The 26137-nt window shown below is 42.2% G+C and carries 14 protein-coding genes; 10 read left to right on the top strand and 4 right to left on the bottom strand.

Annotated features, from left to right (window positions below; genetic code table 11):
- Positions 1-3 precede the first annotated feature (3 nt).
- The 5 genes from brxC (at position 4) to brxL (ending at position 12669) form a co-directional block, all read left to right on the top strand.
- Positions 4-3570 carry a BREX system P-loop protein BrxC gene (gene brxC / locus EVJ26_RS09655; protein WP_131470342.1) on the top strand — a complete coding sequence of 1189 codons (3567 nt, stop codon included), beginning with the start codon at positions 4-6 and terminating at the stop codon, positions 3568-3570.
- An 11-nt stretch (positions 3571-3581) separates the two neighbouring features.
- Positions 3582-7106, top strand: coding sequence for a BREX-1 system adenine-specific DNA-methyltransferase PglX (gene pglX / locus EVJ26_RS09650; RefSeq protein ID WP_131470341.1), 3525 nt, complete (start codon positions 3582-3584; stop codon positions 7104-7106).
- A gap of 69 nt (positions 7107-7175) precedes the next feature.
- Positions 7176-8009 (top strand): abortive infection family protein, encoded by an 834-nt coding sequence (locus EVJ26_RS09645; RefSeq protein ID WP_131470340.1) that lies wholly within the window; start codon positions 7176-7178, stop codon positions 8007-8009.
- Between the two features lie 37 nt (positions 8010-8046).
- Positions 8047-10605: a BREX-1 system phosphatase PglZ type A gene (pglZ, locus tag EVJ26_RS09640; protein WP_131470339.1), complete on the top strand. Its 2559-nt coding sequence runs from the start codon at positions 8047-8049 to the stop codon at positions 10603-10605.
- 18 nt (positions 10606-10623) lie between these two features.
- The gene (gene brxL, locus EVJ26_RS09635; RefSeq protein ID WP_131470338.1) at positions 10624-12669 is read left to right on the top strand and encodes a protease Lon-related BREX system protein BrxL; all 2046 of its coding nucleotides are present in this window, start codon (positions 10624-10626) and stop codon (positions 12667-12669) included.
- 76 nt (positions 12670-12745) lie between these two features.
- Here the strand turns inward: brxL and EVJ26_RS09630 are convergent, their stop codons facing one another.
- The gene (locus EVJ26_RS09630) at positions 12746-13375 is read right to left on the bottom strand and encodes a helix-turn-helix domain-containing protein (RefSeq protein ID WP_131470337.1); all 630 of its coding nucleotides are present in this window, start codon (positions 13373-13375) and stop codon (positions 12746-12748) included.
- 143 nt (positions 13376-13518) lie between these two features.
- Between EVJ26_RS09630 and EVJ26_RS09625 the strand changes: the two genes are divergently transcribed.
- Entirely contained in the window at positions 13519-13965 is a 447-nt protein-coding gene (locus tag EVJ26_RS09625; protein WP_131470336.1) for a hypothetical protein, read from the top strand.
- An 87-nt stretch (positions 13966-14052) separates the two neighbouring features.
- On the opposite strand, the gene EVJ26_RS09620 is transcribed toward EVJ26_RS09625, so the two are convergent.
- Complete coding sequence (locus tag EVJ26_RS09620) at positions 14053-18231, bottom strand: AAA domain-containing protein (protein ID WP_131470335.1); 4179 nt, start codon at positions 18229-18231, stop codon at positions 14053-14055.
- Positions 18232-18486: 255 nt separating this feature from the next.
- On the opposite strand from EVJ26_RS09620, the gene EVJ26_RS09615 reads away from it, so the two are divergent.
- The 4 genes from EVJ26_RS09615 (at position 18487) to EVJ26_RS09600 (ending at position 24493) form a co-directional block, all read left to right on the top strand.
- Positions 18487-20646 (top strand): AAA family ATPase, encoded by a 2160-nt coding sequence (locus tag EVJ26_RS09615; protein WP_131470334.1) that lies wholly within the window; start codon positions 18487-18489, stop codon positions 20644-20646.
- A 12-nt stretch (positions 20647-20658) separates the two neighbouring features.
- Positions 20659-21558, top strand: coding sequence for a DUF5655 domain-containing protein (locus EVJ26_RS09610; protein ID WP_131470333.1), 900 nt, complete (start codon positions 20659-20661; stop codon positions 21556-21558).
- 147 nt (positions 21559-21705) lie between these two features.
- Entirely contained in the window at positions 21706-23814 is a 2109-nt protein-coding gene (locus tag EVJ26_RS09605) for a Piwi domain-containing protein (RefSeq protein WP_161567616.1), read from the top strand.
- A 112-nt stretch (positions 23815-23926) separates the two neighbouring features.
- Entirely contained in the window at positions 23927-24493 is a 567-nt protein-coding gene (locus EVJ26_RS09600; RefSeq protein ID WP_131470331.1) for a YdeI/OmpD-associated family protein, read from the top strand.
- 63 nt (positions 24494-24556) lie between these two features.
- On the opposite strand, the gene EVJ26_RS09595 is transcribed toward EVJ26_RS09600, so the two are convergent.
- On the bottom strand, positions 24557-25264 hold the full coding sequence (locus EVJ26_RS09595) for an ABC transporter permease (RefSeq protein ID WP_131470330.1): 708 nt from the start codon (positions 25262-25264) through the stop codon (positions 24557-24559).
- On the bottom strand, positions 25261-26109 hold the full coding sequence (locus EVJ26_RS09590) for an ABC transporter ATP-binding protein (protein WP_131470329.1): 849 nt from the start codon (positions 26107-26109) through the stop codon (positions 25261-25263). Before EVJ26_RS09590 ends, EVJ26_RS09595 begins: the two co-directional genes overlap by 4 nt.
- Positions 26110-26137: the final 28 nt, after the last annotated feature.

Here is a 26137-nt window from a genome sequence, read left to right as displayed (position 1 = left end):
TATATGCAACTTAAGCAGATGTTTTTAAAAGATATTGAACGTGATATCCGTGGAGTTATCAAAGTCGCACAAACGACTGACACAGATGTTTATCAGGAATTGGACGAATATGTTGTCACGCAAGAATTACATAAACATTTTTCCAAGCTCTACACTAACTATCAAAAAGGAATAGACGGAAAGACGGACAAGATGGGTGTATGGATCAGTGGTTTCTTTGGGTCTGGTAAATCACACTTCCTGAAAATCTTATCGTACTTATTGCAAAATAAGCCGGTAAACGGGAAGTTGCCGGTTGATTTCTTTGAACAAAAAATTAATGATCCGCTTGTTTATGCGAACATGAAACGCACCTCAACACTTGAGACAGAAACAGTACTATTCAATATCGATTCGAAGAGTGCCTTAGATAACAAATCAAAAAATGATGCGATTCTTCGAGTGTTTGTAAATGTATTTAACGAGCATCGTGGTTACAGCGATACTCCTGGCGTTGCGGAAATGGAGAAGTACCTTGATAAGCAAGGTGTGTACGACACATTTAAACAAGCATTTGAAATAGCAGCTGGGGAACCGTGGGAAGAGCGACGGAACAGTGTCTACTTCGACATGGACTACATTGTGAAGGCGCTAACGGAAGCGACAGACATGTCAGATGAGACAGCAAGAAACTGGTTTGAGAAGCGTCTCGATCAAGTTGAAATTACGATTGAAAAGTTTGCGAAAGACGTGAAAGACTACGTTGATAGCAAAGGATCTAACTTCCATCTTGTCTTTCTAGTGGATGAGATTGGTCAATACATCGGAGACAACCGCGGTCTTATGTTAAATCTCCAAACGGTGGCTGAAGACCTGGGGACACATGCGGAAGGAAAAGTATGGATCATCGTGACTTCCCAAGAAAGTATCGACTCGATCATAAAAGTAAAGGGTGACGATTTCTCACGTATCCAAGGACGATTCGATACACGTCTTTCTTTATCTTCGATTTCAGTCGATGAAGTCATTAAAAAACGGATTTTAGAGAAGCAACCTCATGTGCTTGATCAACTACGAGCGGATCACCCAAACAAGAGCGCCATCTTAAAAAACTTGATTAGCTTCCGAGAAAGTACGGCTGACTTACGTGGTTATCAAGATGACGTAGAATTTGCAGAAGTTTATCCGTTCGTCCCTTATCAATTTAAACTACTTCAAAATGTGTTCGAACAAGTCCGTCGTCATGGTTCTTCTGGGAAGCATTTGTCAGAAGGAGAACGATCGATGTTGTCTGCGTTCAAAGAAGCAGCTCTTCGTTATAAAGATAGCGAGGATGGATCGCTCATTCCGTTTTACGCTTTTTACGACACGATTAATGAGTTTTTAAATCCGTCTATTTCACGTGTGATCGAAGGGGCACGTCATAACCCTGCATTAATGGATGACGAATTTAACGTCGATTTGTTGAAAGTTCTATTCATGGTCAAATATGTTAAAGAGTTGCCAGCAAACTTAGATAATATTGCTACGTTAATGGTGAACCATATTGATGAAGACAAACTTGAATTGAAAGAGAAGATTAAGGTTGCACTTCGTAAACTAATGTCACAAACATTGATTGGTAAAAACGGAGATGACTATATTTTCTTAACTGATGATGAACAAGACATTAACCGTGATATCAAACAGCTTCAAATAGACGAAACACTCGTCAAACGAGAATTGGCTCAATATGTTTTCAGTGAATTATATGACGATAAACGATTTGCATATTCGAAAGAATACTCATTTGCTTTTAATCAAGTGATGGACGAGAGACCATACGGAAATCAAACCGCTACGATTGGTATCCATATTCTATCTCCGTTGTCAGATTACTTCGGGAGTGCAGAACAAGAATTGATGATGTTATCTTCAAGTGCCGATCAATTGATTTTGAAACTCGGTGGAAACCAATTATATGTAGAAGAAATGGAAGAGGTACTGCGGATTGAAGAGTATCGCAAGAAAAAGAATATTACACAATTACCGGAGAACATTCAAAATATCTTAAACAATAAGCAAGCTGAGGCTCGTGAGCGTCGTCAACGAGTAAAAATGCTACTCGAAGAAGCAATTAAGTCTGGTACTTACTTCGTGAATGGAGACAAAATTGACGTAAAAGGTTCCTCGGTGAAAGAAAAGATGAATGTCGCACTCAAGCAACTAGTCGATAACGTTTATACGAAATTGGGATATGTGAAACAGCATGTAGAGAATGAAAAAGAACTTCATTCGCTATTGACTGACACGACTCAACAAATTTCGTTTGGAGATACGATTCAAGCACATCCAAATGATTTGGCGCAACGTGAAGTCACTCAATATGTTGATATGCAAAATGATTTAGATAAACAGATTCGGATCAAACTGATTTATGATCGCTTTATGAGTAAGCCATATGGATGGAAGCAGTTAGATATTGCATCTTTACTGGTACAAGCATTAAAAGAACAGCGGATACGTGTTCGCTTTAACTCTGAATATTTAGAGACGGAGACGGATATCAATCAGTTGATGACAGTATTAACGAATGCAAAAGAGGCTGATAAAGCACTTGTGCTTAAACGAGTTAAAGTAGACGAGGTACTACTCCGTACAGCGCGAAGAATCTGTAAAGAAGTATTTCAAAAGCCGGACGTGGCTGATGATGAAGATGGCTTGGTAAAAGATATTCGAGAAATCATCGAGCAACAGCGTCAAGAGATTGCAGTATTGAAAGCAAACTATAATGTGAATAAGTATCCAGGCCTTTCTTTACTACAAAAGGGATTGGAATACTTTAATCAATTTACGAAACAGCTTGATAACGCATCTTTCCTACAAAAACTAAAAGAATTACAAGAACCGTTAGCTGATTGGGAAGAGGATATGGCTTACGTGAAGAGTTTCTTTGGGTCGAGTCAACGAGAGATTTTTGATCAGGGAGTAAATGGGCTGACGAAATTCGAAGAAAATAAGACATACCTCATGACTGAAGAAGTAGACCATGCGATGCGTCAATTAGAATCGATAATAAATAACTCAAGTCCTTATAAACAGATTAAAGAGATTCCTGGATTGGTGAACGTACTTCGTCAAGAATTAGAAGCCATTCTGACAGAGAAAAAAGAAACGGTCATGGAAAACCTAGTAGCTGACTTAGAAGAATTAAAGTTGCATTCTGCACAATACGGAGTATTGCCAGAAACGGGACATCAGATTGAATCGCATTATCTTCAACAAATCGAAGAAGTAGAACAATACACGGATATCTTTAAAGTTGATGCAGCAAGTGCAAGAAGTCATACGTTTAAAGAACAAAAACTTCGACAAATAAAACGTGAAATCTTAGAAGCACAAGAGCGAGAAAAGCGAATTACAAATGGTAAGGAAAACATTGTTGATCCACCTGTTCAACCATTGATTCGGACAGAGAAAGTAAGAGTCCAAGATTTGGTATCAATTAGAACGTTATCATCGGAACAAGATGTAGAGAATTACGTAAATACGTTGTCACGAAAATTAAAAGAAATCATTAAATCAAATAAACAAATTGAATTTACAGAGTGAAGGTGACTGAGATGAATAAAGGTGCGTTAAAAAAATTCGCAACTGAGGCTCGACGAGAGCTATTGGAGCGTGTTGAACTGCAGGCACGCAAAATTGGAATCACAAAAGATTTGATTCAAACCGCAAACGTAGAAAGCTCGGATGCCGTCTTTATTGACGGTATCCATCTTTCCCATGTTGAAAGAAAGCAGCGGAATAAATTGATTGCACGTATTGATGAAATTGGCTTCGAACGTGTGATGGATGAGACTGCGTATACATGGTTCAACCGACTCGTTGCGTTGCGTTTTATGGAAGTAAATGAGTACCTTCCGACAAAGGTTCGTGTCTTGTCTTCTTCGAATGAAGAGAGTGTAGAACCAGACATGATGAGAGAAGCACTATCACTTGATTTAGAGGTAGATAAAAAACTAGTCTATGAATTAAAAATGAATAATGACACGGATGGACTTTTCAAATATTTAATTAAAGTACACTGTAACGATTTAAATCGATATATGCCTTTCATGTTTGAGTCAATCGAGGACTATAAGGAAATATTATTCCCCGAAGGATTGCTGGGGACAGATTCATTTGTGAGAAAAATGACGAATTATGAAGTGATTGCTGAGGAAGATTGGAAGAAAGTTGAGATTATCGGTTGGCTATATCAGTATTATATTTCTGAAGAAAACGAACGGGTTATTAAAGCGAAGAAGCGATATAAGGCTGAAGAATTACCGTATGCGACGCAATTGTTTACGCCAGAGTGGATTGTTCGCTACATGGTACAAAATGCGTTAGGACGATACTGGATTGAATCGCATCCAGAGCAAAAAGAATTACTGCAAAACTGGGAGTTCTTCTTAGAAAGTCAAGATTCACATTTCGAAGAAAAAATTGAGCCATACATCAATAAAAATTTAAGTGTTGAAGAAATTAAATGCTTTGATCCGGCTATGGGAAGTGGACATATCCTTGTGTACATGTTTGATGTACTTTACGAAATTTATATAAAGTGTGGATATATGGAACGGGAGATCCCTCGTCTAATTATCGAGAACAATTTATATGGACTCGATATCGATGACCGAGCTTACCAATTGGCAAGTTTTTCTGTCGTGATGAAAGCGCTCCAGTACAATAAACGATTTTTAAGAAACATTGAACGAGAAGGACTCGTTATGAATCTTACAGCGATTCAAGAAACTAATGTATTAATAGATGAAGATATTGTTTTTTTGAGTGGCGAATCTTCAGGCGAGTCTTATGAAAAAATGAAACTTTTCATTACTCAATTTCAGCATGCGAAAGCAATTGGTTCTCTACTAAAATTAGAAGAGTTTGATTACCATTATTTAATAGGGCGCTTAAAAAATCTACAGGAACAAACGGGCGATTTATTTGAAATAGAAAAGAAAGAAAGGAATTTACCACTTTACGAGTCATTAATTACACAAGCAGTCCTAATGAATACGCAATACGATGTATTTGTGACGAACCCACCTTATGCCGGTTCAAAATATGTCACTCCTGAAGTAGCTACCTATTTAAATACGAATTATCCAGATGTGAAATCAGACTTATTCTCTGCATTTATAGAGTATAGTTTTGAGGTTACAAAAAAACACGGGCAAATAGGATTCATGACACCATTTGTATGGATGTTTATTTCTTCTTACGAAAAATTAAGGAATAAAATTGTTAAAAATAAAAACATTAGTACATTAGTTCAACTTGAGTATTCAGGATTTGAGGGAGCAACAGTTCCAATTTGTACTTTTACATTAAAGAATTATCGTGTTGATATTAATGGAGAGTATATCAAACTTTCTGATTTTCGTGGGGCTTCAAATCAGTCTATAAAAGCATTAGAGGCCGTAAAGTATCCTGAAGTATCCTATAGATATTCTTTTCAGCAGTTTAATTTTTCTAAAATACCTGGTCACCCAATTGCTTTTTGGACGTCTAATCAATTGCTGAAGGTTTTTAGTGAGAGTAAGAATATAGCGAGTATTTCATCTCCTAGATTAGGAATGGCAACAGCAAGCAATGAACAATTTTTAAGGTTTTGGCACGAAGTAGAATGGCAAAAAATCAAGCTTTCTGCAAGGTTAAGAGAGGAAGCCTTAGTTAGTAAATGCAAATGGTTTCCATATAACAAGGGCGGAGAATACAGAAAATGGTATGGTAATAATGAGTATGTTGTGAATTGGGAAAATGACGGAGAGAAAATAAGAAATTTTACAGATGCCAAAGGCAAAGTTAGATCACATAATTATAATCTGGAATATATATTCAAACCAGGGATTACCTGGTCTGCTCTTAGTTCTGGAAAATTTAGTTCTCGCTTTTTTAATTCTGGCTTTTTATTTGATAATTCGGGTTCATCTCTATTTATCGATAATGAAAATATCGATGAACTATACATTATTCTGGGCTATCTGAGTTCAAAAATAGTTGAAGTAATATTTCCTTTGATTAATCCAACACTGAATTATCAACCAGGAACGATTGGATCATTACCGATAAAAGAATGGAATAATAAAGATTTAATAGTCGATTTAGTTAAGGAAAATATAAGAATTTCTAAAGATAATTGGGATTTAGAAGAAACTTCTTGGGATTTTAAAATGAATCCACTTTTAATGCTACGAAAAGATGATTTAAGAATAGAGAGTGCATTTAATGCTTGGCAAATAATTCTTGAACATAATATTAATAAGTTAGTGTTTAATGAAGAGAGATTGAATGAAATCTTTATTGAAATGTATGATTTACAAAAAGAAATCTCTCCGAAAATTGAAAAGCAGGGAGTTACGATCTTCAATTCAAAGTCAGAACGAGATACAAAAAAATTCCTGTCGTACGCCATTGGATGTATGTATGGTCGCTACTCTCTCGATGAAGAAGGTCTCATCTACGCTGGAGGAGAATTTAATTTTTCACGTTATCAAATCTTCCCTGCTGACCAAGACAATATTATCCCTATTTTACCGGAGGCATACTTTGAAGATGATATCGTCACAAAAGTAATCGATTTTGTAAGAGTTACGTTTAGTGAAGAGACTTTAGAGGATAACTTGAGTTTTATTGCTGACGCATTAGGACGTAAATCGAATGAAACATCGAGAGAAACACTACGACGTTATTTCTTAAATGATTTCTATAAAGATCATATCCAGACTTACAAAAAACGTCCAATCTATTGGTTGTTCACCTCTGGAAAAGAAAAAGCATTTAACTGTCTTATTTACATGCATCGTTACGATAAAACAACCCTCTCACGAATTCGTACGGACTATCTTCATGAGGTACAAAATCGAATGGACGCTGAGAAGAAAGATTTGCTTGCTGTCATTGAGGGTGATTCCACAACTAAAGAAATCAGCAATTCGAAGAAAATGCTGAAGTCCTTGGATAAGAAAATTGATGAGTTGAAGGCTTACGATGAATTGTTGCATCATATGGCTGATCAACAAATTGAGATTGATTTGGATGATGGTGTCAAAGTAAACTATGAGAAATTTAAAGGGCTTGTTGCAAAAATTAACTGAAGGATTAAATAAGTGTCTGTGTGTTCTACACAGGCACTTTGTATTCACTAAAACTTTGGAGGATTGAAGATGGCTAACCTATCGGCACTAGAAAAAGCGAAATTTGAAGAAATGTTCGAGATGTCTGGTGGCTATGTGTTAGATTTTACTAATGCTACTTTTCAAAGTTTTATTGCTGATACTGTGAATTTAAATATTTATTCGGACAGAGGTTATGAAGAACACTGTTCTAAAGCAAATAAATTACGTCAATTCTGGAATCAAGAATCAGATTTAATAGTCGGAAAGTTGATGAACGAATTACTAGGTTACTATGATGACTATCAAACTAGGATCGGGATTTCTCCGACTGATCGACAAACAAAATTAATGACTGAGTTGCGAGATATTACACAACGATTAATTGAAACGAATTCTGACATCGATTTTCCCGAAAGAGAAGAAGAGACCCTAAAAATACTTTTAGAAGATATACGTCAGTCACTTTTAAGACAACAACCTATTCTCGTATTAGATCGCCTACACACTTTTTCAACAAAAATGTTGCGCCAAATTTGCTTAAATCATGGTATTTCGATTCAAAATGAAAAAGGGAATAACTTGCCTCTACATAGTTTAGCAGGCATGCTTAAAAAGAAGTACGAAACAGAACAACTATTTGAATCTTCATTCACCATAAAAGCGATTCAAGCCAGCATTTCCTTGTTTGATGAATACAACAACGTACGAAACAATCAAAGCTTTGCTCATGATAATGATATTTTGAATAGTGTAGAAGCCGATTTTATAGTTCGGACGATGGCTAACGTTCTAACTTTTATAGATAAAGTTGAAGCAATTGGTAGTGATAGTGTGTCTAAAAATCAATTCGAAACAAATCATGATGTTGAGCTGTTGTTTTGATTACTTTTAGAAATTTTATGACTTCGAGGTGGATAGTGTGAACCTTACTCAAATCGTCTCCACTCTAAAAGAACAGTTCCAAGAGTCCTTAAAAGATGGAGAGACGCGAAAAATAATATTTTGGATTGATAAAGATCAAGAGTTTATAGAAGACATTGACCAACTTCATATCGATGATGTGCAAGTGCATGTCTTAACAGAAAATAATCAGTTTTATACGAAACATTTGCTCGAGAAAGAACAACCAAATACTTCGTATTTAATCTATACCTCACTTGAACTTGGGGCAGAGAACAATTGGTTAGCAGATACGATGTATTATGCGAAAGCATTTTACGCTGATCGTGTCTCGCTTATTCTAAGTGAGCTCAAAATCGACCCATCTTTCCGAGGTGTTGTCAAAAAACATGAACGCTTCTTCCTCAACAAAGAACGCTATCGTAAGTTTCAAGCACTTGGGATTGAGACTTACGATGAAGAATTGATTGAGTTGGCAGTTATGAGTGTTCTATGTAACGTTAAAGTTCCTAATTTTGAAGAAGTATTAAAAATCGTTCTACTCGATACATTAGAAGACATCGAAAATAAATATTTGCTGCAACTCGACAAATTTTTTAATACGGATATTTTCTGGGAGTACGTCTCTAAAAAATATGGATACGAACGTGAGACACCGTCTCTTAAAACGTTGTTTATCCATTTAGCAGTGACGGCATTTAGTCATTCAATTAACGAGCAGTATTTAACAAACATCGATGCATTTTTAGCAAAACGCAATCGCACGAATTGCTTAGTATTTATCGACCATTGGATGCATCATCGAACTGACAATGTAGTGTTCGAACGGTATATCAAAATGGTGGAAGATGAAATTCAATTAACTCAATTATTACAACACATGCCAATCGATGAATTTAAAAAGGCTGATACGTTCCCGTCTATCGATCGAGCTATCATTATTTATATCGCGAACGGTTTATTGGAAAAGCGCGAGGATTACGATGCTTACATTAAATTGATTCAATTGAGACGTGCCAAACATTATTATCATCAATTTAAAAACGTGTATGAAGGGCTTTTCTATGCGGTCAAGATGAACGAATTTTATAAGACGCACCAACAGGTACTTTCAACTAAACCAGCAATCGATTTGTTCAAAGATTATCAAACAATTTATTATCAAATGGATACATATTATCGTAAATTTTATGTGGCATTTGACTCGGAGAGTAATATTGAAATCTTCATGAAGCTAAAAGAAATGGTAGAACATCTCTACACACATTGGTTCATGGGAGAATTGAATGTCTACTGGTCTCAAGCTGTGAAAGCAGAAATGACTGAAAAGTGGTCGTTACCGGGTGTGTTGAATCAACAACAATTCTATTCATCTATGGTTGCCCCGTCTATTCGAAAAGGAGATCGCGTCTTCGTGATTATTTCTGACGCGTTCCGATATGAGATTGGAGTAGAACTGGCGGAAAGATTGAATAATGAGACGTTAGGGACATGTGAAATCCAATCCATGTTAGGAGTTGTTCCTTCTGTCACCAAACTAGGCATGGCATCTTTGCTCCCGCACCAAACACTCGATATGAATACAAAAGGTCAGGTTTACGTGAACGGGCAAAGTACTTCAGGATTAGAAAACCGAAGAGCCATTCTTGAGTCGACAGTAACCGATAGTATGGCAATTCATTATCAAGAGATGATGAATATGAATAAGGCAGGTCGTCGTGAGACGTTTAAAGGGAAAAAGCTGATTTACATTTATCACGACAGTATTGATGCTATGGGAGATAAAGTATTAACTGAGATGTACACATTTGATGCAGTGGAAAAAGCGTTAAATGAATTGTCTACTTTGATCAAGATGATTCGTGATGATTTGTCAGGGACGAATATTTTAATTACTGCCGACCATGGATTCTTGTACCAGCGCCAGCCTTTAGAACAAAGTGACAAGATCGAGAAAGTACAAGTCGACATGATTGAAACAAAACATCGATATGCGTTGTCTACTGTGAAAACAGAAGTCGCAGGTCAAATCACAATTGATTTGAATTCGGTCATTAAAAATGAAAATAGTCTCATCGCATACGTACCAAACGGTTCACTTCGAAACCGAATGCAAGGATCTGGAGTGAATTTCAACCATGGTGGGGTAAGTCTTCAAGAAGTCATGGTGCCTTTGTTGTCATACAAAAACAAACGAAGCGGTCAAAAAGATACGCAACAAATCACGAAAGTTGATATTAAACTGACGAGTACAGCCAATAAAATCACGAACAGTATCTTTACGTTGAATTTCTTCCAAACGGAAAAAGTTGAGGAGAAAACAAAGTCACGTACCGTTGTCATTTATATGGCCGATCAGGAAGGTAACGTGCTTTCGAACGAAGAAACAGTCATTGGGGACCGTGTATCAAGTGATCCAATGGAACGAACATTTAAACTTCAATTTGTTTTGAAAGGCAAAACGTATGATCGGAATCAATCGTATGACTTGATCATTAAAGATACAGAAACAGGGATAGTGACAGAACGAGTTCCGTTTACAATTAATTTAGGGATTGTCAGTGACTTTGATTTTTAATGTGCGAGGAGGGAGGAGATGGAAGAGACGATGTCAGTGAATCTTGATCAGAAATTAAATGAGGCGTTTGCCGGTCGAGTTGTTCGGAAAGACTTAACGAAATTGATCAAAGAAGGAGCCAACGTTCCTGTCTATGTACTAGAGTACTTACTTGGTATGTACTGTGCGACGGACGATGAAGCCAGTATCAAGGATGGTATCGAACGAGTAAAGAAAATCCTCTCGGATAATTTTGTGAGACCAGATGAGGCAGAGAAAGTAAAGTCACGGATTCGAGAGATTGGTCAATATTCAATCATCGATAAAGTGACCGTCGCGTTGAATCCAAAACTTGATGTGTACGAAGCCGAGTTCTCCAATTTAGGATTGAAGGGTGTGCCTGTCCCTTCATCCTTCGTAAAAGAGTTTGATAAGCTTCTAGTCGGTGGGATTTGGTGCATGATTAAAATTGACTATTTTTACGACGAGGAGGCACGCAATAAGAGTCCGTTCAGTGTGAGCAACTTGCAGCCGATTCAAATGCCAAATATGGATATTAATGAGGTGTTTGAAGGACGAGCTAAGTTCACGAAATCTGAATGGATTGATGTCTTGATTCGTTCGATTGGCATGGAACCAACGCAACTTGAGGAACGAGTGAAGTGGCATTTGTTGCTTCGTCTCGTCCCACTCGTGGAGAACAACTATAACTTATGTGAGCTTGGACCTCGCGGCACTGGGAAGTCTCATGTCTATAAGGAAATCTCACCAAACTCGATTTTGGTATCAGGTGGACAGTCAACAGTCGCCAACCTCTTTTACAATATGTCGACTCGGAAAATTGGGCTCGTCGGAATGTGGGACTGTGTCGCGTTTGATGAAGTCGCGGGGATTCGATTTAAAGACAAAGATGGCATTCAAATTATGAAAGACTATATGGCATCTGGCTCGTTCGCTCGAGGGAAAGAAGAGAAAAACGCTAGTGCATCAATGGTATTCGTCGGGAATATTAATCAGAGTGTCGACGTCTTGCTGAAGACGTCTCACTTATTCGCGCCGTTCCCCGAGGAAATGGCGAATGATACGGCTTTCTTCGATCGGATGCATTATTATTTGCCTGGATGGGAAATTCCGAAAATGCGACCGGATTTCTTCACGAATAAATACGGATTCATCGTGGATTATATTGCTGAGTTTTTCCGAGAAATGCGTAAGCGTTCATTTGCAGATAGTATTGATTTGTACTATCGCCTCGGTAATAACTTAAATCAGCGTGACACGATTGCCGTTCGTAAAACGGTATCGGGATTAATGAAGTTGATTTATCCCCATGGCGAATATACGAGAGCTGATGTCGAAGAAGTTCTACAGTATGCGCTTGAGGGACGTCGCCGTGTTAAAGAGCAGCTGAAAAAGATTGGTGGCATGGAATTTTACGATGTCATGTTCTCTTATCTCAACAAAGAGACGATGGCGGAAGAGTACGTGTCCGTACCTGAACAAGGAGGCGGCAAGCTCATTCCAGAAGGTATGGGGAAACCGGGTCATGTGTATGTTGTCGGGCAAAGTGACTCTGGCATGATTGGCGTCTATAAAATAGAGAACCAAGTCGTAAGCGGTACAGGTAAGTTTGATAAGTCTGGAGTCGGGACACATCGCGGAGCGCGTGAGAGTCTAGACACAGCGTTTCGTTACTTTACTTCAAACAGCAAGACGATTAGTAATACAATTAGCACGAAAACGAAAGATTACTTGATGCACATTAGTGACCTACAAGGAATCGGTCTGACAAGTGAGCTGGCGATTGCAGAGTTGATCGGGCTCTGCTCTGGGGCACTCGAGAAACCAGTGCAAGAATCGACCGTGATCATAGGTAATATGACAGTCGGAGGCACTATCGCAAAAGTATCGGAGTTCGCAAACGTACTTCAGGTTTGCGTGGATGCAGGGGCGAAAAGAGTGTTGATTCCGGCAGCATCTGTGATGGACTTACAAACCGTTCCTCCTGACTTGTTAGTGAAAGTGCAGCCAGTGTTTTACTCTGATCCGACTGATGCGGTGTTTAAGGCGTTGGGGGTAAGCTGATTGAATTAAAAAGCTAAGTCAAACCGAACTATCCAGTTTTTATGGCATAGTTTGATATTGACTTAGCTTTTTTAGTTTACGACTCTTCTAGTTGATTCATGAATTCAATAACATTCCATGATTCTAGATTAAAAAATTGGAGACAGTTTTTTTCTTTTTTGTTCACTGCATTTAAATTATTTTCAATTAAATCTGAGGCTGCTTTATTGTCCCAAACTTTACTTAATGCTTCAAAATCGATGCTTTTTTGTAATTCATTTTTTAAAGGTAGGTGTTCTAAAGCATCAGAATCCTCGGTTGAGGATTTTTTTTTGATTTTTCCTAGGAATGATCCTATAGAAGACATAGAAACATTACTCAGTACTTTACTTCCTAAAACGCTAATAGTCCCTCCGAGAATTGAAGAAGGAGATATAGAAGTTTTTGAAGTGATAATTTGAAGTAATTGTGGAACAGAATCTACCTTATCAAAATTGTTCGGATTCAAATTGTTCAGCACAACTTTGTCTTTTTCAATTAAATATTGAACAGCAACATAAAGTGTCATAGCAATTGTTTTTGTAAGACGAGTTGGATCTTGCTCGATTTTAATAAGCGTTGGTCGGCTCATACCAAGCAGTGATGAGAATTCTTCTTGAGTTAATGAGAACTGATTTCTGATTTCAGGAAGATGTATTCCGAGTTCAATTAAGAATTTATTAGCCATATAATTCACCTCGTAACAATAATAGCACAATTTGATAAAAAGAATACTAAATGTAAAATATTTTACTTTTAGTATTGATATTGTCTTTTTGTCATGATATTATCTACTTAAGAAAACAATCATATTTTAAGGAGGAAAACAAAATGGCTGATTTCACTTTGGTTGGTAGTCCGGAAGATGAAAATAATGATTGGGCAGTAAGTTTGAAAAACGTATTAAATAAAGGTTCAAATATGAAATTTGGTTTACTTGAACCTATTGCTTTTCCTTTCAAGATTGTATGTAAATCTTACGAGACTATGTTGGATTATGCCCTAAAGCATTCTAAGCAAAGTATCGAGAGTTATGACTTGAACAATGAAAAAATCATTGAGGTTATTACGGATCAAGATCGTAAACTTGATGATGCAGTAAGGGATTGTTTATTAGATGAGTTCAAGCAAAATGGTGTAAGAAAAGCTGAAGGAATTAAAGAACTTCAAAGATTTATGAAAAAAGGGATGAATGCTATTGTCCAGGTAGGAATATTTTTAATGGTGTTGGTAGCTGGAGTAATAGTGTCCATAGCAAAGATTAATCAAGATAAGTAAAATATAAAGTCGTCCTTAATGAACTTCTAAGTTCATTAAGGACGACTTTTATTTAATCAGTTAATATCATTCAAAGTTAGACTTATTTCAATTGTTCAACCGTATCGGCTCAATCCCCATCTCATCAAGCAACGTCCATAACGGTTCCATCGCTTGATCGGCATCGCGGTAGAAGTGACGACCACGGACGCGCCAGAATGTCCAACCGGCCCGTTCGAGCACTTTTTGACGGAACATGTCTTGTTCGTACACATCAGGTCCATGCCAGCGCTCACCGTCACATTCGATAGCAAGACGGTTCGATTCGCCTTCGACGACGAGGTCGATGCGATAGCCGTTCACTTGAACTTGCGGACGGACGAGGTAACCGCGGTTCGTCAAGCGCTTATACACTTCTTCTTCGAATGGAGAGTCGAACAAGTGCTGAACCGCTTCGAACGATTCTTGATCACCGAGCGGGTTTTGACAATAGTTGACGAGTTTATAGCGCATGCAGTTCTGATTGCCGATGTCTTGCAGTGTCACGGAATGGAACAAAATCATTTGATCCCGAGCCCGGCTCGCCGCAACGTTGAAGCGCTGACTGTCGGTCTCTTTCGTGAGTGCCGCAAAACGACGGTTCGGTGCGACGACGAGTGACAGCAACATGACGTCACGCTCATCACCTTGGAACGTATAGGCGTCACCAAAGCGGACGTTATGTTCAATCAACTTATCGATGCCGATCAAATCAGTCGCCATCCGTTCGATCTGTTCAGTCTGCACTTTCCCAAGAAGCGAGATCACCCCGAACGTACGCTTCGCATAACGCGGATCGTCAATCAATTGTTTCAAGTGGTCGACGAGCGCTTTCGCTTCCGGGACGTTGAACTTGTCTTTCGTCGTTTCGGCGACGTTACCATCTTCGACAAAGACGCTCTGTACCGCCGGTGTCAATCGCTCAGCCCGTTGTGGCAGACGAAGCGGAACGATGCGTCCTTCATACACATGGGCGTTACTGAAGCCGATGATCTCCGGTACGCAGCGGAAGTGTTCACGTAGTCCGACCGTCGCGCTGAACTTGACCGAGGCGAGGTCATACAGGCTTGATGAGCCATCAAACAGTGTCATCGTCGTATCGTTGCCGAAGTACGTCTTTTTCTTCTCTTGAATCGCGTTTTGGTCTTGGAACGTCGTCGGGCTGATTTGGCGGTCATCTCCGACGATGATGGCTTTTCGAGCACGAGATAGGAGCGAGATCGCGTCCATCGTGCTTTGTGAGCTCTCGTCAAAGATGATGACGTCAAACAACTCATCGATCTCTTTAAACGATTCGAGGACTCGGTTCACCGGCATAATCCATACCGGAATGGCGTCTTGGGCTGCGGCCATTTGTCGAGCTGCGTCGCGTTTATGACGTGCCGCGTGTTTCCCGGTCCCTTTCCCGATCTGGCGAATCAACTTCGCCCAACTGTTCAAGCGCTCTTGTTTCGACGGTGTCATTCGTGTGAGCTGTTCTTTCCACGCATACGTCGCACACAAGTCCGCTGTCGCTTTTCCTTCCTCTTTCTCCAGCTGCTTCATTTTCTCCCGATAGTCATCGTCACTGAGTGCTTCGAGTAGCGTCAAGACGCGGGCGACTTTCCAGTCGAGTTCGAACGTCTGGAGTTGCAGCGTCGGGGCCGTCCCGTCGTAAAACGCGTTCAACCAACCTGGCGCGACTTGTTTTAGTCGCTCAATTAATCCTTTCAACCGAGTCGCTTTCGCGTTTTGCTGTTCGAGCAGTTGGAGTTCATCGAGCGATTTCGCATAGAGTGAACTGTCCCATGATTCGATTGCTTGTTTCAAACGGAAGGCGGACGAGTGCGTATGATCTTTTGTAAACACACTTACTAGATCATCCTGGACTTGTTGAAGGCGTTTCAATTCATCAAGTACAAATGATTGTTCGAGGTCTTCTTTCGCTTGTCGTAACCATTTCTCTTCATAGTGGAAAGCGCGTGTTCCATACACTTGAATAACTGGAACGATCGATTCGACATAGTTGGGAAGAATGGCGTTCCATTCTCGGAAAGCTTGGCGGACCATTCGATAAGACGTAAACGTCGGTGTCTCTAAGTCAAATTGATAATGCTCACAAATGTATCGGAAATGGCGTGTGAGTTTGGTGAGATTTTGTTCAAACTCATCTCGTTGTTTCAAGATTGCTAAATCACGAGAGGATTGTGGCGCTTTCCCATCGATTTTGACTTCGTCTAGGAGGACTGCATAGCGTTTTCGTTGTGTCAATTTAAAGAAAAATCCATTTGTTTTCCCTTGGTCGAGCAACAGACCTAACTCGTCTAACAGTGTCCAGAAATTCTCAGGCAGCGTAGAAGGGAGCGTCACTTCATGAACAGCGATCCGGCGCTCTACTTCCTCTAATGATAGAGCGTCATACTCGAACTTCTTCAAATCGCGTTCACATTGGTCGTAGTCATTGCGGTGCGTTGCCCAGTGTCGATAGACATCGCGCACCCATTCAGGCAGTTCTTTCACAGTACGTAACAGCGTCTCGATTTGTTGAAGCAGCTCTTGACGGGTGGCGAGAGGCTTCTTTAGTAGCCATTCTGAGGATGCGTACTGATCTGCCAAGTCTGACAGTCGATGGTAGGCTTCCGCGTCGGTCGAATACACGTCACGATCAGGAAAGCTTTGAGTGCTTGGGGACTTGTTCAAATCCACATTGCTGTCGAGCGCAGACCGTTCTGCCATGAGTTGATAAAAATCCGCCAACTCTTCCGCTGAGAGTGGACACGTCTCTTCAAGGATAGGGAGTGGGAGTTGCATCGTGACTTTCTGCTCACTCGTCCATTTTGCCCAATCGGTCGGCGTCCGTGATTCGGTCATATAGCTCAAATTCGTATGTTCACTTGCGGCTTGTTCAATCATTTTACGGCGTAATCGGGCGATTTCCTCGCGCGTGTCATAGAGCTTTTGTTGTTTTTGCTTACCTTGTGTATCAAGTTCAGTAGCGGTCGTACGGTTCAAGTAAGACGCGATTTCTTGGAGCGAGCTCTCTGTCTGCTTCGTCGTCTTCGAATCGGATCCGAGTACGGAGACGGCGAGTTGACGGATTTGTTCTGGCAACTTGTCTCGCAAGACGTGAAGCGCGTGTTCTTTCTCACTCGTGACGAGGACGCGCTTCCCGTGGGCGAGCAAGTGCGAAATCAAGTTTGAGATGGTGTGACTTTTCCCGGTTCCAGGTGGCCCTTGGACGACGACACCCGCATGGTTGCTCAACTGACTCAAAATCCGTTTCTGTTCTTCGTTATACGGGAGTGGGAAGAGGATCTCTTCACCGACAGGTTTCCATACTTCTCGGTCTAATTCGTCAAGCGCATGAATCTCTTCGTCATTCGACGTCAAAAACTGTTGCAGAGCAGGCGAAGGGGACATCCCATCTTCGATGAGTGTCGCCAAGTTCTCGTGCTCCTCGACCCACGCGTGGGCTGATTTCTTCCGAACGAATAATCGCATGCCTGGCATCGCATAAACGGTAGCGATGTCACCGTAAGCATGATCATCGCTTAATAGCTTCAAAACGCGCTGCGACTGTTGTTCAAGATCAGTTTCGGTCCACGGTTTAAAATCGAATGCCAACTCTTCTTTGAAGTCGACCTCGTAACGTGACAATTCGGCTGACATCCAGACGTGATCGCGGTCGAGCATATCGAGCTCGAGCTTCGTTGGCAACGCCGACGCCTCGATACGGAAAAGGCTTTTTTGTTGATCGAATTCCAATACAGCCGCCCGTGTGAACAATGGGCGCTCCACGCTATCGTTTGGCCAGTGCAACATCCCGAACGAATAGATGAGCTCGTATGTATCACTCTCAGTCGAGAGAAGTTGCAAGGTCCGATACATCGTGTCATACAGTTGACGGGCAGATTCGTGCGCCGTCTTTTCTTTCGCCCAAACGTCAAGCGATTCTAAAAAGTCAGTGAAGACGGAATCAAGCTTCTCCGGGAAAAGTTCAGTACGTTTATACGTGTCACCGTCTTGAAGGACGTAGGCGAAAAGTTCTCGTGGCAAGCTCGGACGCTTTTTGGCAAACGGCGCAAGAAAATGAACTTCGATCGATAACTCATCTTCCTGTTGGACCCGCACGTTTGGGTAGGTGAGCGCTACGGGAGACAAGAGTAAGTCGTAATTTTTGGTAGTGGTTTCTGTTCGTATATCCATTCGTTTGACGGCTGCTAAAAACTTAAATAGATCAGCTGTCTTTTTTTGGGTTGATTGCGTCATAGTGAAATCCTTCTTTCTTTCAAAAACAATGGTGTGATGGTCGCCTCATTCCAAACATAGGGAATGTTTCCAGTGTAATTAGGAATCAACTAACATTATAACGCCCATATATAAATAACGGGAGATAAAAATTGTACTGGGTGACAATTGCTTCTAACTTACACGTGAGGATTTACCTAATTTCACGAAAATATAGCACTTAATGACTTTTGAATTTGGTAAAATGAGGATATCAAAATACCAGAGGTGCAAGTGATGAAGGCAGTATTAGATAATGAACAACGTCGACTCGATGAGTTTTGTCTTGTCATCGAATCGCATTTGCATGGCAAACCACACGGTGAGAAGCCAGGACTTGAATCAAGCGACTATGAAATGATTGATATGCGGGGGCACTCACGTCGTTCGGAGAATGCACAGGAACGACAACAATACGAAGACGCATTGAACGAGCTGTATTCTTTCACATTTGTGGTTGAGGACGAAGGCGAAGAAGAGACGTATCCGGTTGGTAAATTCGGGGTGGCCCATCCGAGCTCGCCTGAGATTCCACTCGTCCTTGATTGGCGGAGTGAAATGGCGATGCGTGCATCTATGTTCAACGGGGAGACGATTGAGATGCCGGGCGGTGACATCATCGGGATGACGCAGCTCGAACTTGACCGGAAACAACGACGCGTCGTGCAGGCGAGTCATCGTCGTGACACAAAACGACGTCCTGCGTCACTGACGAAACGGTTTACGAATCAAATCAAGGCGACGTTTAAAAAGCCTTCGCCTGTAACAGATGTGCCACAAGAGAACTTCATGGAGCGGGAACTGACAAAGAAACAAAAAGATCGCTCGATCGACGGGTTCATCGCGACGCGCCAAGCCGAACAGAACCATATCATCCAAGCACCGGCCAATACATATATGATTGTCCAAGGGGCGGCCGGGACCGGGAAATCGTTGACGGCGTTGCACCGGATGTCTTACTTACAGTATCAAGATGAACGTCGGAAGATGCTCTATTTAGCTCCTAATGAGGCGACGATTCATCAACTGTTGAAGGACGCGGAACACTTACAAATTCAATCGGTGTCAACGATGGCATTTGATGAATGGTTAAAGACGGTGTCGTCCAAAGACTTTTCAGCGAGTATCGTTCACGAACTTCTTCCGTTATACCAAGGACGAGATTTATTCGAATGGGCTGAAGCGGCGATCGAAGAATGGTACGAGGACGTCGCTGTATTGCTTAGACGATACGAACCGATTAAGGGTTTAGAGGAATTACATGAACGGGCACTGGCTATTTGGTTCGGCCAAGAGCGTCCTGGACGCGCACAAACGGAACGGATTTTACAAATGATCCGCAGTGAATCGGAACGAACATCTATCTTGAACAAAGAGAAGTATAAGAACGAACTGATTACGGATATGCAGAGATGGAGCGGGGATTTAGATTCGACGAAAACTCGTACGCTTGAACAGTTAATGCAAGAAAATATGAAGCGGCAATTGGCCCGTGAAAAACGAGAGTATCTACAAATCGTCGACTTCTGGAAGAAAACGACGAAACTTGAGGCGGCTACGATTTGGTCGATCATGAAGCAACCAGGCCGTCTCGTTTATCTCAAAAAAACGCAGCCAGAAGAACTGTTGGAAATGTGGCATAAGTTAAAACGTCCGACTGAGCTTGACCGTTTCTTCTGGATGTATCTTCATTATGAGACGACTGGATATCCCGACAAATGGAGTCATCTCTTTGTCGATGAGGGACAGACGCTTCGACCGCTCGACGTTTTCGTGCTCGAGAAGTTGTGCTATGGGATGACGGTGTTTGGCGATACGCTTCAAAGCTACCGTGCGCTTGAGCTGGAATCATGGGAAGCGATTAAAATGCATGGACGATCGAATTGGACGATTGAGTACTTAACAAAAACGTTCCGTACTGCGAAGCCAATTGTTGACCTAGCCAAAGCGTTATTAGCTTATGCGGGCCACGATACTAGTTGGATTGATCCATTTGAAAGGGACGCAAAGCCGGTCGAGTTGCTAATATCGAAAAAGAGTCGTGAATTAAAAGAAGTGCTATCTCGATGGAGAAAAGAAGAATATTCGATTTGCATCATCACACCGACGATGGAACGTGCGTCGTTCTTACATTCAAAATTACAGTTGTCGACGCAACTCATTCAGTCAGAAAAAACAAAAGTGAGCGAGGGAATCATCATTTCAACGATTGATTACTTACGTGGGATGGAATTCGATGCGGTATTGATTATGGACGTGGATGAAGTGAATTATGTAGACACGCCTCAGGAGGCACGACGATTATACGTATCGTTAACACGGGCGTTGCACGAAGTCGTCATTCATACGAAAGAAGAATATTCACTTTTATTAGCTGATCAGTTATTAGAAGTGTAAAAGGAGAATAACATGGGTGATCTCAAACTATTTCAAGTAAGCGAGCAAGGAACAGAAGAACTATACGGCCAATCGATGGCAATTGAAAAATCTCTGCAGCAACTCTTCGAGAAAAATTTAGAGCAGTTGCTTGGTATCCGCTTTGTCGCCTCTGAATACAGCACGGGTCGTACACATGGTGGCCGAATTGATACACTTGGTTTGGATGAGAATAACTCGCCAGTGATTATTGAATATAAACGTTCTACAAACGAGAATGTGATTAGCCAGGGGTTATTTTACTTAGACTGGCTACTAGATCACAAAGCAGAGTTTGAACTATCGATTTTGAAGCAGTATGGAAAAGACGTGTCCGATACGATTGATTGGAGCAATCCACGTCTTGTTTGTATCGCTGGCGGGTTTACAAAGTACGATGAGCACGCTGTTAAGCAAATTAACCGCAATATTGAATTATATCAGTACAAATATTATGAGAATGGTCTGTTGTTACTAGATCTCGTTAATGCGACGACAGCGAAGCCTATCACTACTTCGTCAGATTTTTCCGTGGCAAGCAAGACGGTTAGTGACTACTTAAAACAAGCGACGCTAGAGTCGAAGGATTTATTTGATGCGCTTGTGTCTTACCTCATGGCACTCGGTGACGATGTGCAGGAAAACGTTACGAAACATTACATTGCCTACAAGCGCATTAAAAACTTCGCCTGTGTGGAATTTCATCCGAGCACACAAAAGATTCTCATGTATGTAAAAGTTAATCCGGACACGGTGACGCTCGAACCTGGCTTTACACGAGATATGCGAGGAATTGGACATTATGGAACGGGTGATTTAGAAGTAGTGCTGTACTCTTCCGCAGATTTCGAAAAAGCGAAGCCATATATTGAAAAAAGTTATGAAGCCAATTGATTATGGTAACTCCGTCAGGGTGACGGAGTTTTTTTGTCTCATGAGTCAACTTCTAATTTGAACCCTATCCATTATTTTGCCTCCCTAATCTTTGGAAATTCGTTATAGTGAATGGAACGATTGCACACAGGGAAGGATGAGGGAAAGATGAACCAGTACTATTTGACGGAATGGCGAGCGTTAACAAAAGCAACGGAAGTGACACTCCATCTATATACCGTACCGCTCCAGGATCCATCGTCACGACATACGCAAGGTGGGAAGTTGATTTTTCAATTAAATAAATTGAACAACTTTCAACCGATTGTGTTCTTTGATCAGTACATTGCTTCGTTTGAGGAAATCAAACAATGGGGAAACGAGGCGTTTCTACAATACGAAGCTCGTCCGATCAATCTTTCACGTAACGTCGAGCGAACGTTACTCGAACGACTGTTGAAAAAGCAGTTGGAGCGATTGGGACATCCGCAGTACATGATGAACCGGGGGAAGTTCCGCTCGAAACAGGCGCACCCACAGTCGACAAGTGGGCTACTCATCTATCCGGCACTAGATCTCAACGTGAACGTGTCTCAGACGGATGAAATTGTATTCGGATTCGATTTGACCCATCAATTTGAATACCGCGAAAACCTACTAGAGCAGCTCAAGCGTGAGCCGAAATCCGTGTCTGCGGGAATGCGTGTCATCGATTCGACTCATCCGAAGTCGTATGAGTATGAATTTGTAGAAGTCGCGTCCTATCGAGCGAGTGAAGTGAGTCCGATTATGAAGTGTTCAATCATTGATTATTTCGCAAAGAAGGATCCCAAGCGGATCATCGCCCCAGACGCACTCGTCGTACACGTCAAAGATCGAAACAATCACATCCTTCCATACTTACCCGAGCAACTAAAACAGAGTTGTTCATTCGAAACGATTCCGGCTAGACAGCTTGGAGCAGTCAATCGAATCATCAAATTGTCGCCAGACGCGCGGATGTCGAAACTGATGCCTGAAGCAACCGACTTGATCGGTCGACTGCCGATGCTCCGGTTTGAGCGGCAAGATGTGCGAGCAGCCCGTCTCGGCTATACAATCAAAACGTTATCTTCTCCGCGACTGCGCTTCGGTCAAGGGAAGACGGCGAGCTATGCGAAGGGTGGTTTGAATCAAGGTGGCGTGTTTGAAAAAGGGGAAGCGACCGTCAGTTTCTTTGTCGATCCGAAATTGCGTGATCGCCACAAAGTGCAACAAGTCCTTGATTTTATCAAGAAACTGCAGACCACGTCTGAACGTTTCGGGGTGACGCTAAACGTCTCGAATAAACCGAAGGGCTTGAGCCAAACGTTGTCTATCGATATGTTGCAGGCGGAAGATGTGGTGTTCCAATTGAAGAATGTCCCGAAACACTTTGAAGGTGTTGTCATCGTCATCGGAGAAGGTGCATCACTCGATCATTCGTATCAAGCCATTAAACGCGAATTTGGTGGGAAACATGATGTAGTGACTCAATGTGTCGAGCTACATGACCGCGTGCTGAACTCTGAGGATACGCTGTACAACATTCTACTCGGTGTATATGTGAAGGCGGGTCTGCAACCTTGGATCCTCGGTGAACCGCTCCATTCGGATTGTTTTGTCGGGTTAGACGTGAGCCATGAAAATGGAAAGCATGCATCGGGCATCATTCAAATTATTGGGAAAGACGGGGCGATGATTAAACAGAAGTCACTCTCGACAAGTGAGGCAGGCGAAAAAATCAGTTCTGAGACGATGACTGAAATCATCTATGACACGCTTCATGCGTTTGAAGAACAGTACGGACATGCACCAGCCCATATCACGTTCCATCGAGATGGATTCGGCCGTGAGGATTTGGCTCTCATCGATTCACTTCTTTCTCCGCGTGGAATCCGATTTGACTACGTGGAAATTTTGAAGAACGTCAATCGACGCATGGCGATTCATGAGAAGGAATGGAAGACATCACAAGGGCTTAGTTATACAAAAGAGCGCATGGGCTATCTTCTTTCGACCAACCCTCACGTGCGTGTTGGTATGGCGAAACCGCTCAAAGTGGTACAACAGACGAGCGTATTACCGTTTGAGTCCATTTTGACTGATGTGTATCGCTTGTCGTTCATGCATGTCCACTCGCTGTTGAAGACACGACTACCGATTACCACACATTATGCAGACTTGAGTTCGACGTTCCATAACCGTGGATTGATCAATGCAAATACGCGACACGAAGATGCGCTACCATTCGTTTGATTTTTTGCTACGTCATGAACAGAAGTGGTGTCCAAACGGACGCTGCTTTTTGTTTATCTTTTAGCTTCGTACATATGATAATTGAGAAAAGGTTGATCGGGGAGGGAAGCACATGGAAATCGACCACGTCTTACGCTTCGAACATCGAAATGATTTTCGGAAATGGCTCTACGAACATGCAGACGAACAATCGTTTTGCTGGGTCATCCTCAGTCGGAAGGATGGCAGCGAGGGCTTATTATATTTAGACGCCGTGGAAGAAGCGTTATGTTTCGGTTGGATTGACGGGATTGCGAAAAAGACGGCAGCTGGGGAATTAGCGCAGCGCTTTTCACCAAGACGAAAACGAAGCGACTGGACCGAGTTGAATAAAGAACGTGTCCGCAGACTACAACGATTGGGGTTGATGACAGAGCACGGGGAACGCGTGCTCCCTGATATGCGACGTGAGTCGTTTGTCATTGCTGAGGAAATCATAGCGCGATTGCAAGAAGATACACAGCTGTATCGACACTTTAACGGCTTTCCCGAACTGTATCGCCGCATCCGCACCGATACGATACAAAGTGTTCGTCAAGATCGCGATTTGTATGTGAAACGGCTTGATAAGTTCATTGAGAAAACGAAAGCGAACGAGATGTACGGACAGTGGAATGATAATGGACGTTTGGTAGAGTAGCCAACCAACTTAAGAGAATACAAAAGGTGTCGCTTTTAAAATCGAAGCGACACCTAGTTTCAATCAATCCGTCTGTTTCCGGTTATACATGACAATACTTCCGACGAACGTGACGAGCGCCCAGGCGGACAGAATCAGAAGCTCCACCCATGTAGAGCCGAGTCCAGCGCCAGCCTCAATCTGAAACGCAAGATCGATTAAGACAACGTTCGGTAAGTAGTCGAGAAGGCCGATGATTGCGAACCGGTCTTCGTACACTGACAACATCGGTGAAAACGAGAAGAAGAAGAACGCTGGCATGACGATGAGTGAGGCTTCCATGACCGTCTTCGTCATCAATCCGAGAATCGTCCCAATCCCGATATAAAAGAACGTTGAGACGATAAGTGCGAGTGAGATGACGAACAGATTCGCAGGGGTGTAGCCCATGATGAAGGCACACGCCGAGATAAGGATGAGCGTCGTCACGAAGGTGAGCGCACTCTTTCCGAGCAAGATGTCGAGCGTGCTCGCCGGTGACAACATCAGCCCACGGAGCGTGTTCTTCTCTTTTTCTTCGGCGATCAAGGCGCACTGGACGAACGTCGCGACGAGACTGAACGTGATATTGATGACGAAGTACGTCACGTCGATGCCTCCTCCGCCGAGCTGTGAATAGAAGACGGCGAAGAACAGCGGCATGATCAACGTCGAGGAGACGAATAAGTTCCGCGACAAGTCTTTATAGTCTTTCTGGAAAATGGCGAGTGCCCGTTTCATTGAAAATGTCATGATAATTTCCTCCCCGTCACTTCGATAAAGATATCCCCGAGCGTCGGCTCGTTCGAATGAATCGCCGCGACGTTCTGATCGCGCATCTGTTCATGGAGCCAGTCGGCCCCGTCTTTCCCTTGTTTCAAGTCAACCGTCTCCCCGTCATGCAGTTCGACGCGCATCGAGCCGTTCGCATATTTCCGGCGCAATCGTTTCGGGGCGTCGAGCAGTTGGATCTCGCCTTGGTGTAAGAAGGCGACGCGGTCGCACAGTTCCTCTGCCTCGTTCATGTCGTGCGTCGTCAAGAAGATGGTCGTCCCTTTTGCCTTCAAGCGTTCAATCCCTTTATAAATGTGGCGCGAGTTGACCGGATCGAGCGCGGACGTCGGCTCATCTAAAAACAACAGTTCCGGTTCATGCAACAACGCCCGAGCCAGTGTCACCCGCTGCAACATCCCACGTGATAAAGCGGAGATGCGTTTTTTGCGTTCTCCAGCCAAGTTCACCATCTGGAGCACTTCATCGATTCGTGTTCGTGGCTCGTCGTATAGGTCACAGTAGAGCTGCAAGTTCTCTTCAATCGAGAGACGTGTGTACAGTCCGCTGTTATCGGTCAACACGCCGATCCGCTTCCGATACTGTTCTTGTTTTAACTCCGAGACCGGTACACCGAACACGGTCGCGTCACCTGACGTCTGGGCGAGTTGTGACGTCAAGATTTTAATGGTCGTCGTCTTCCCAGATCCACTCGGTCCAAGAAAGCCGAACACCTCTCCTTTTTTAACGGAAAACGTCACGTTTCGTAACGCCTCTTCATTGCCGAACAACTTTTTCAATTGATTCACTGTAATGATATCCTGCATCGCTCGTTCCTCCTTGTTGATGTCGTCT

Source organism: Exiguobacterium sp. SH3S1 (assembly GCF_004337105.1).
GTDB classification, from domain to species: Bacteria; Bacillota; Bacilli; order Exiguobacteriales; family Exiguobacteriaceae; genus Exiguobacterium; species Exiguobacterium aurantiacum_A.
The sequence above is the reverse complement of the archived record's forward strand: the minus strand, read 5'-3'. Positions and strand labels throughout refer to the sequence as shown.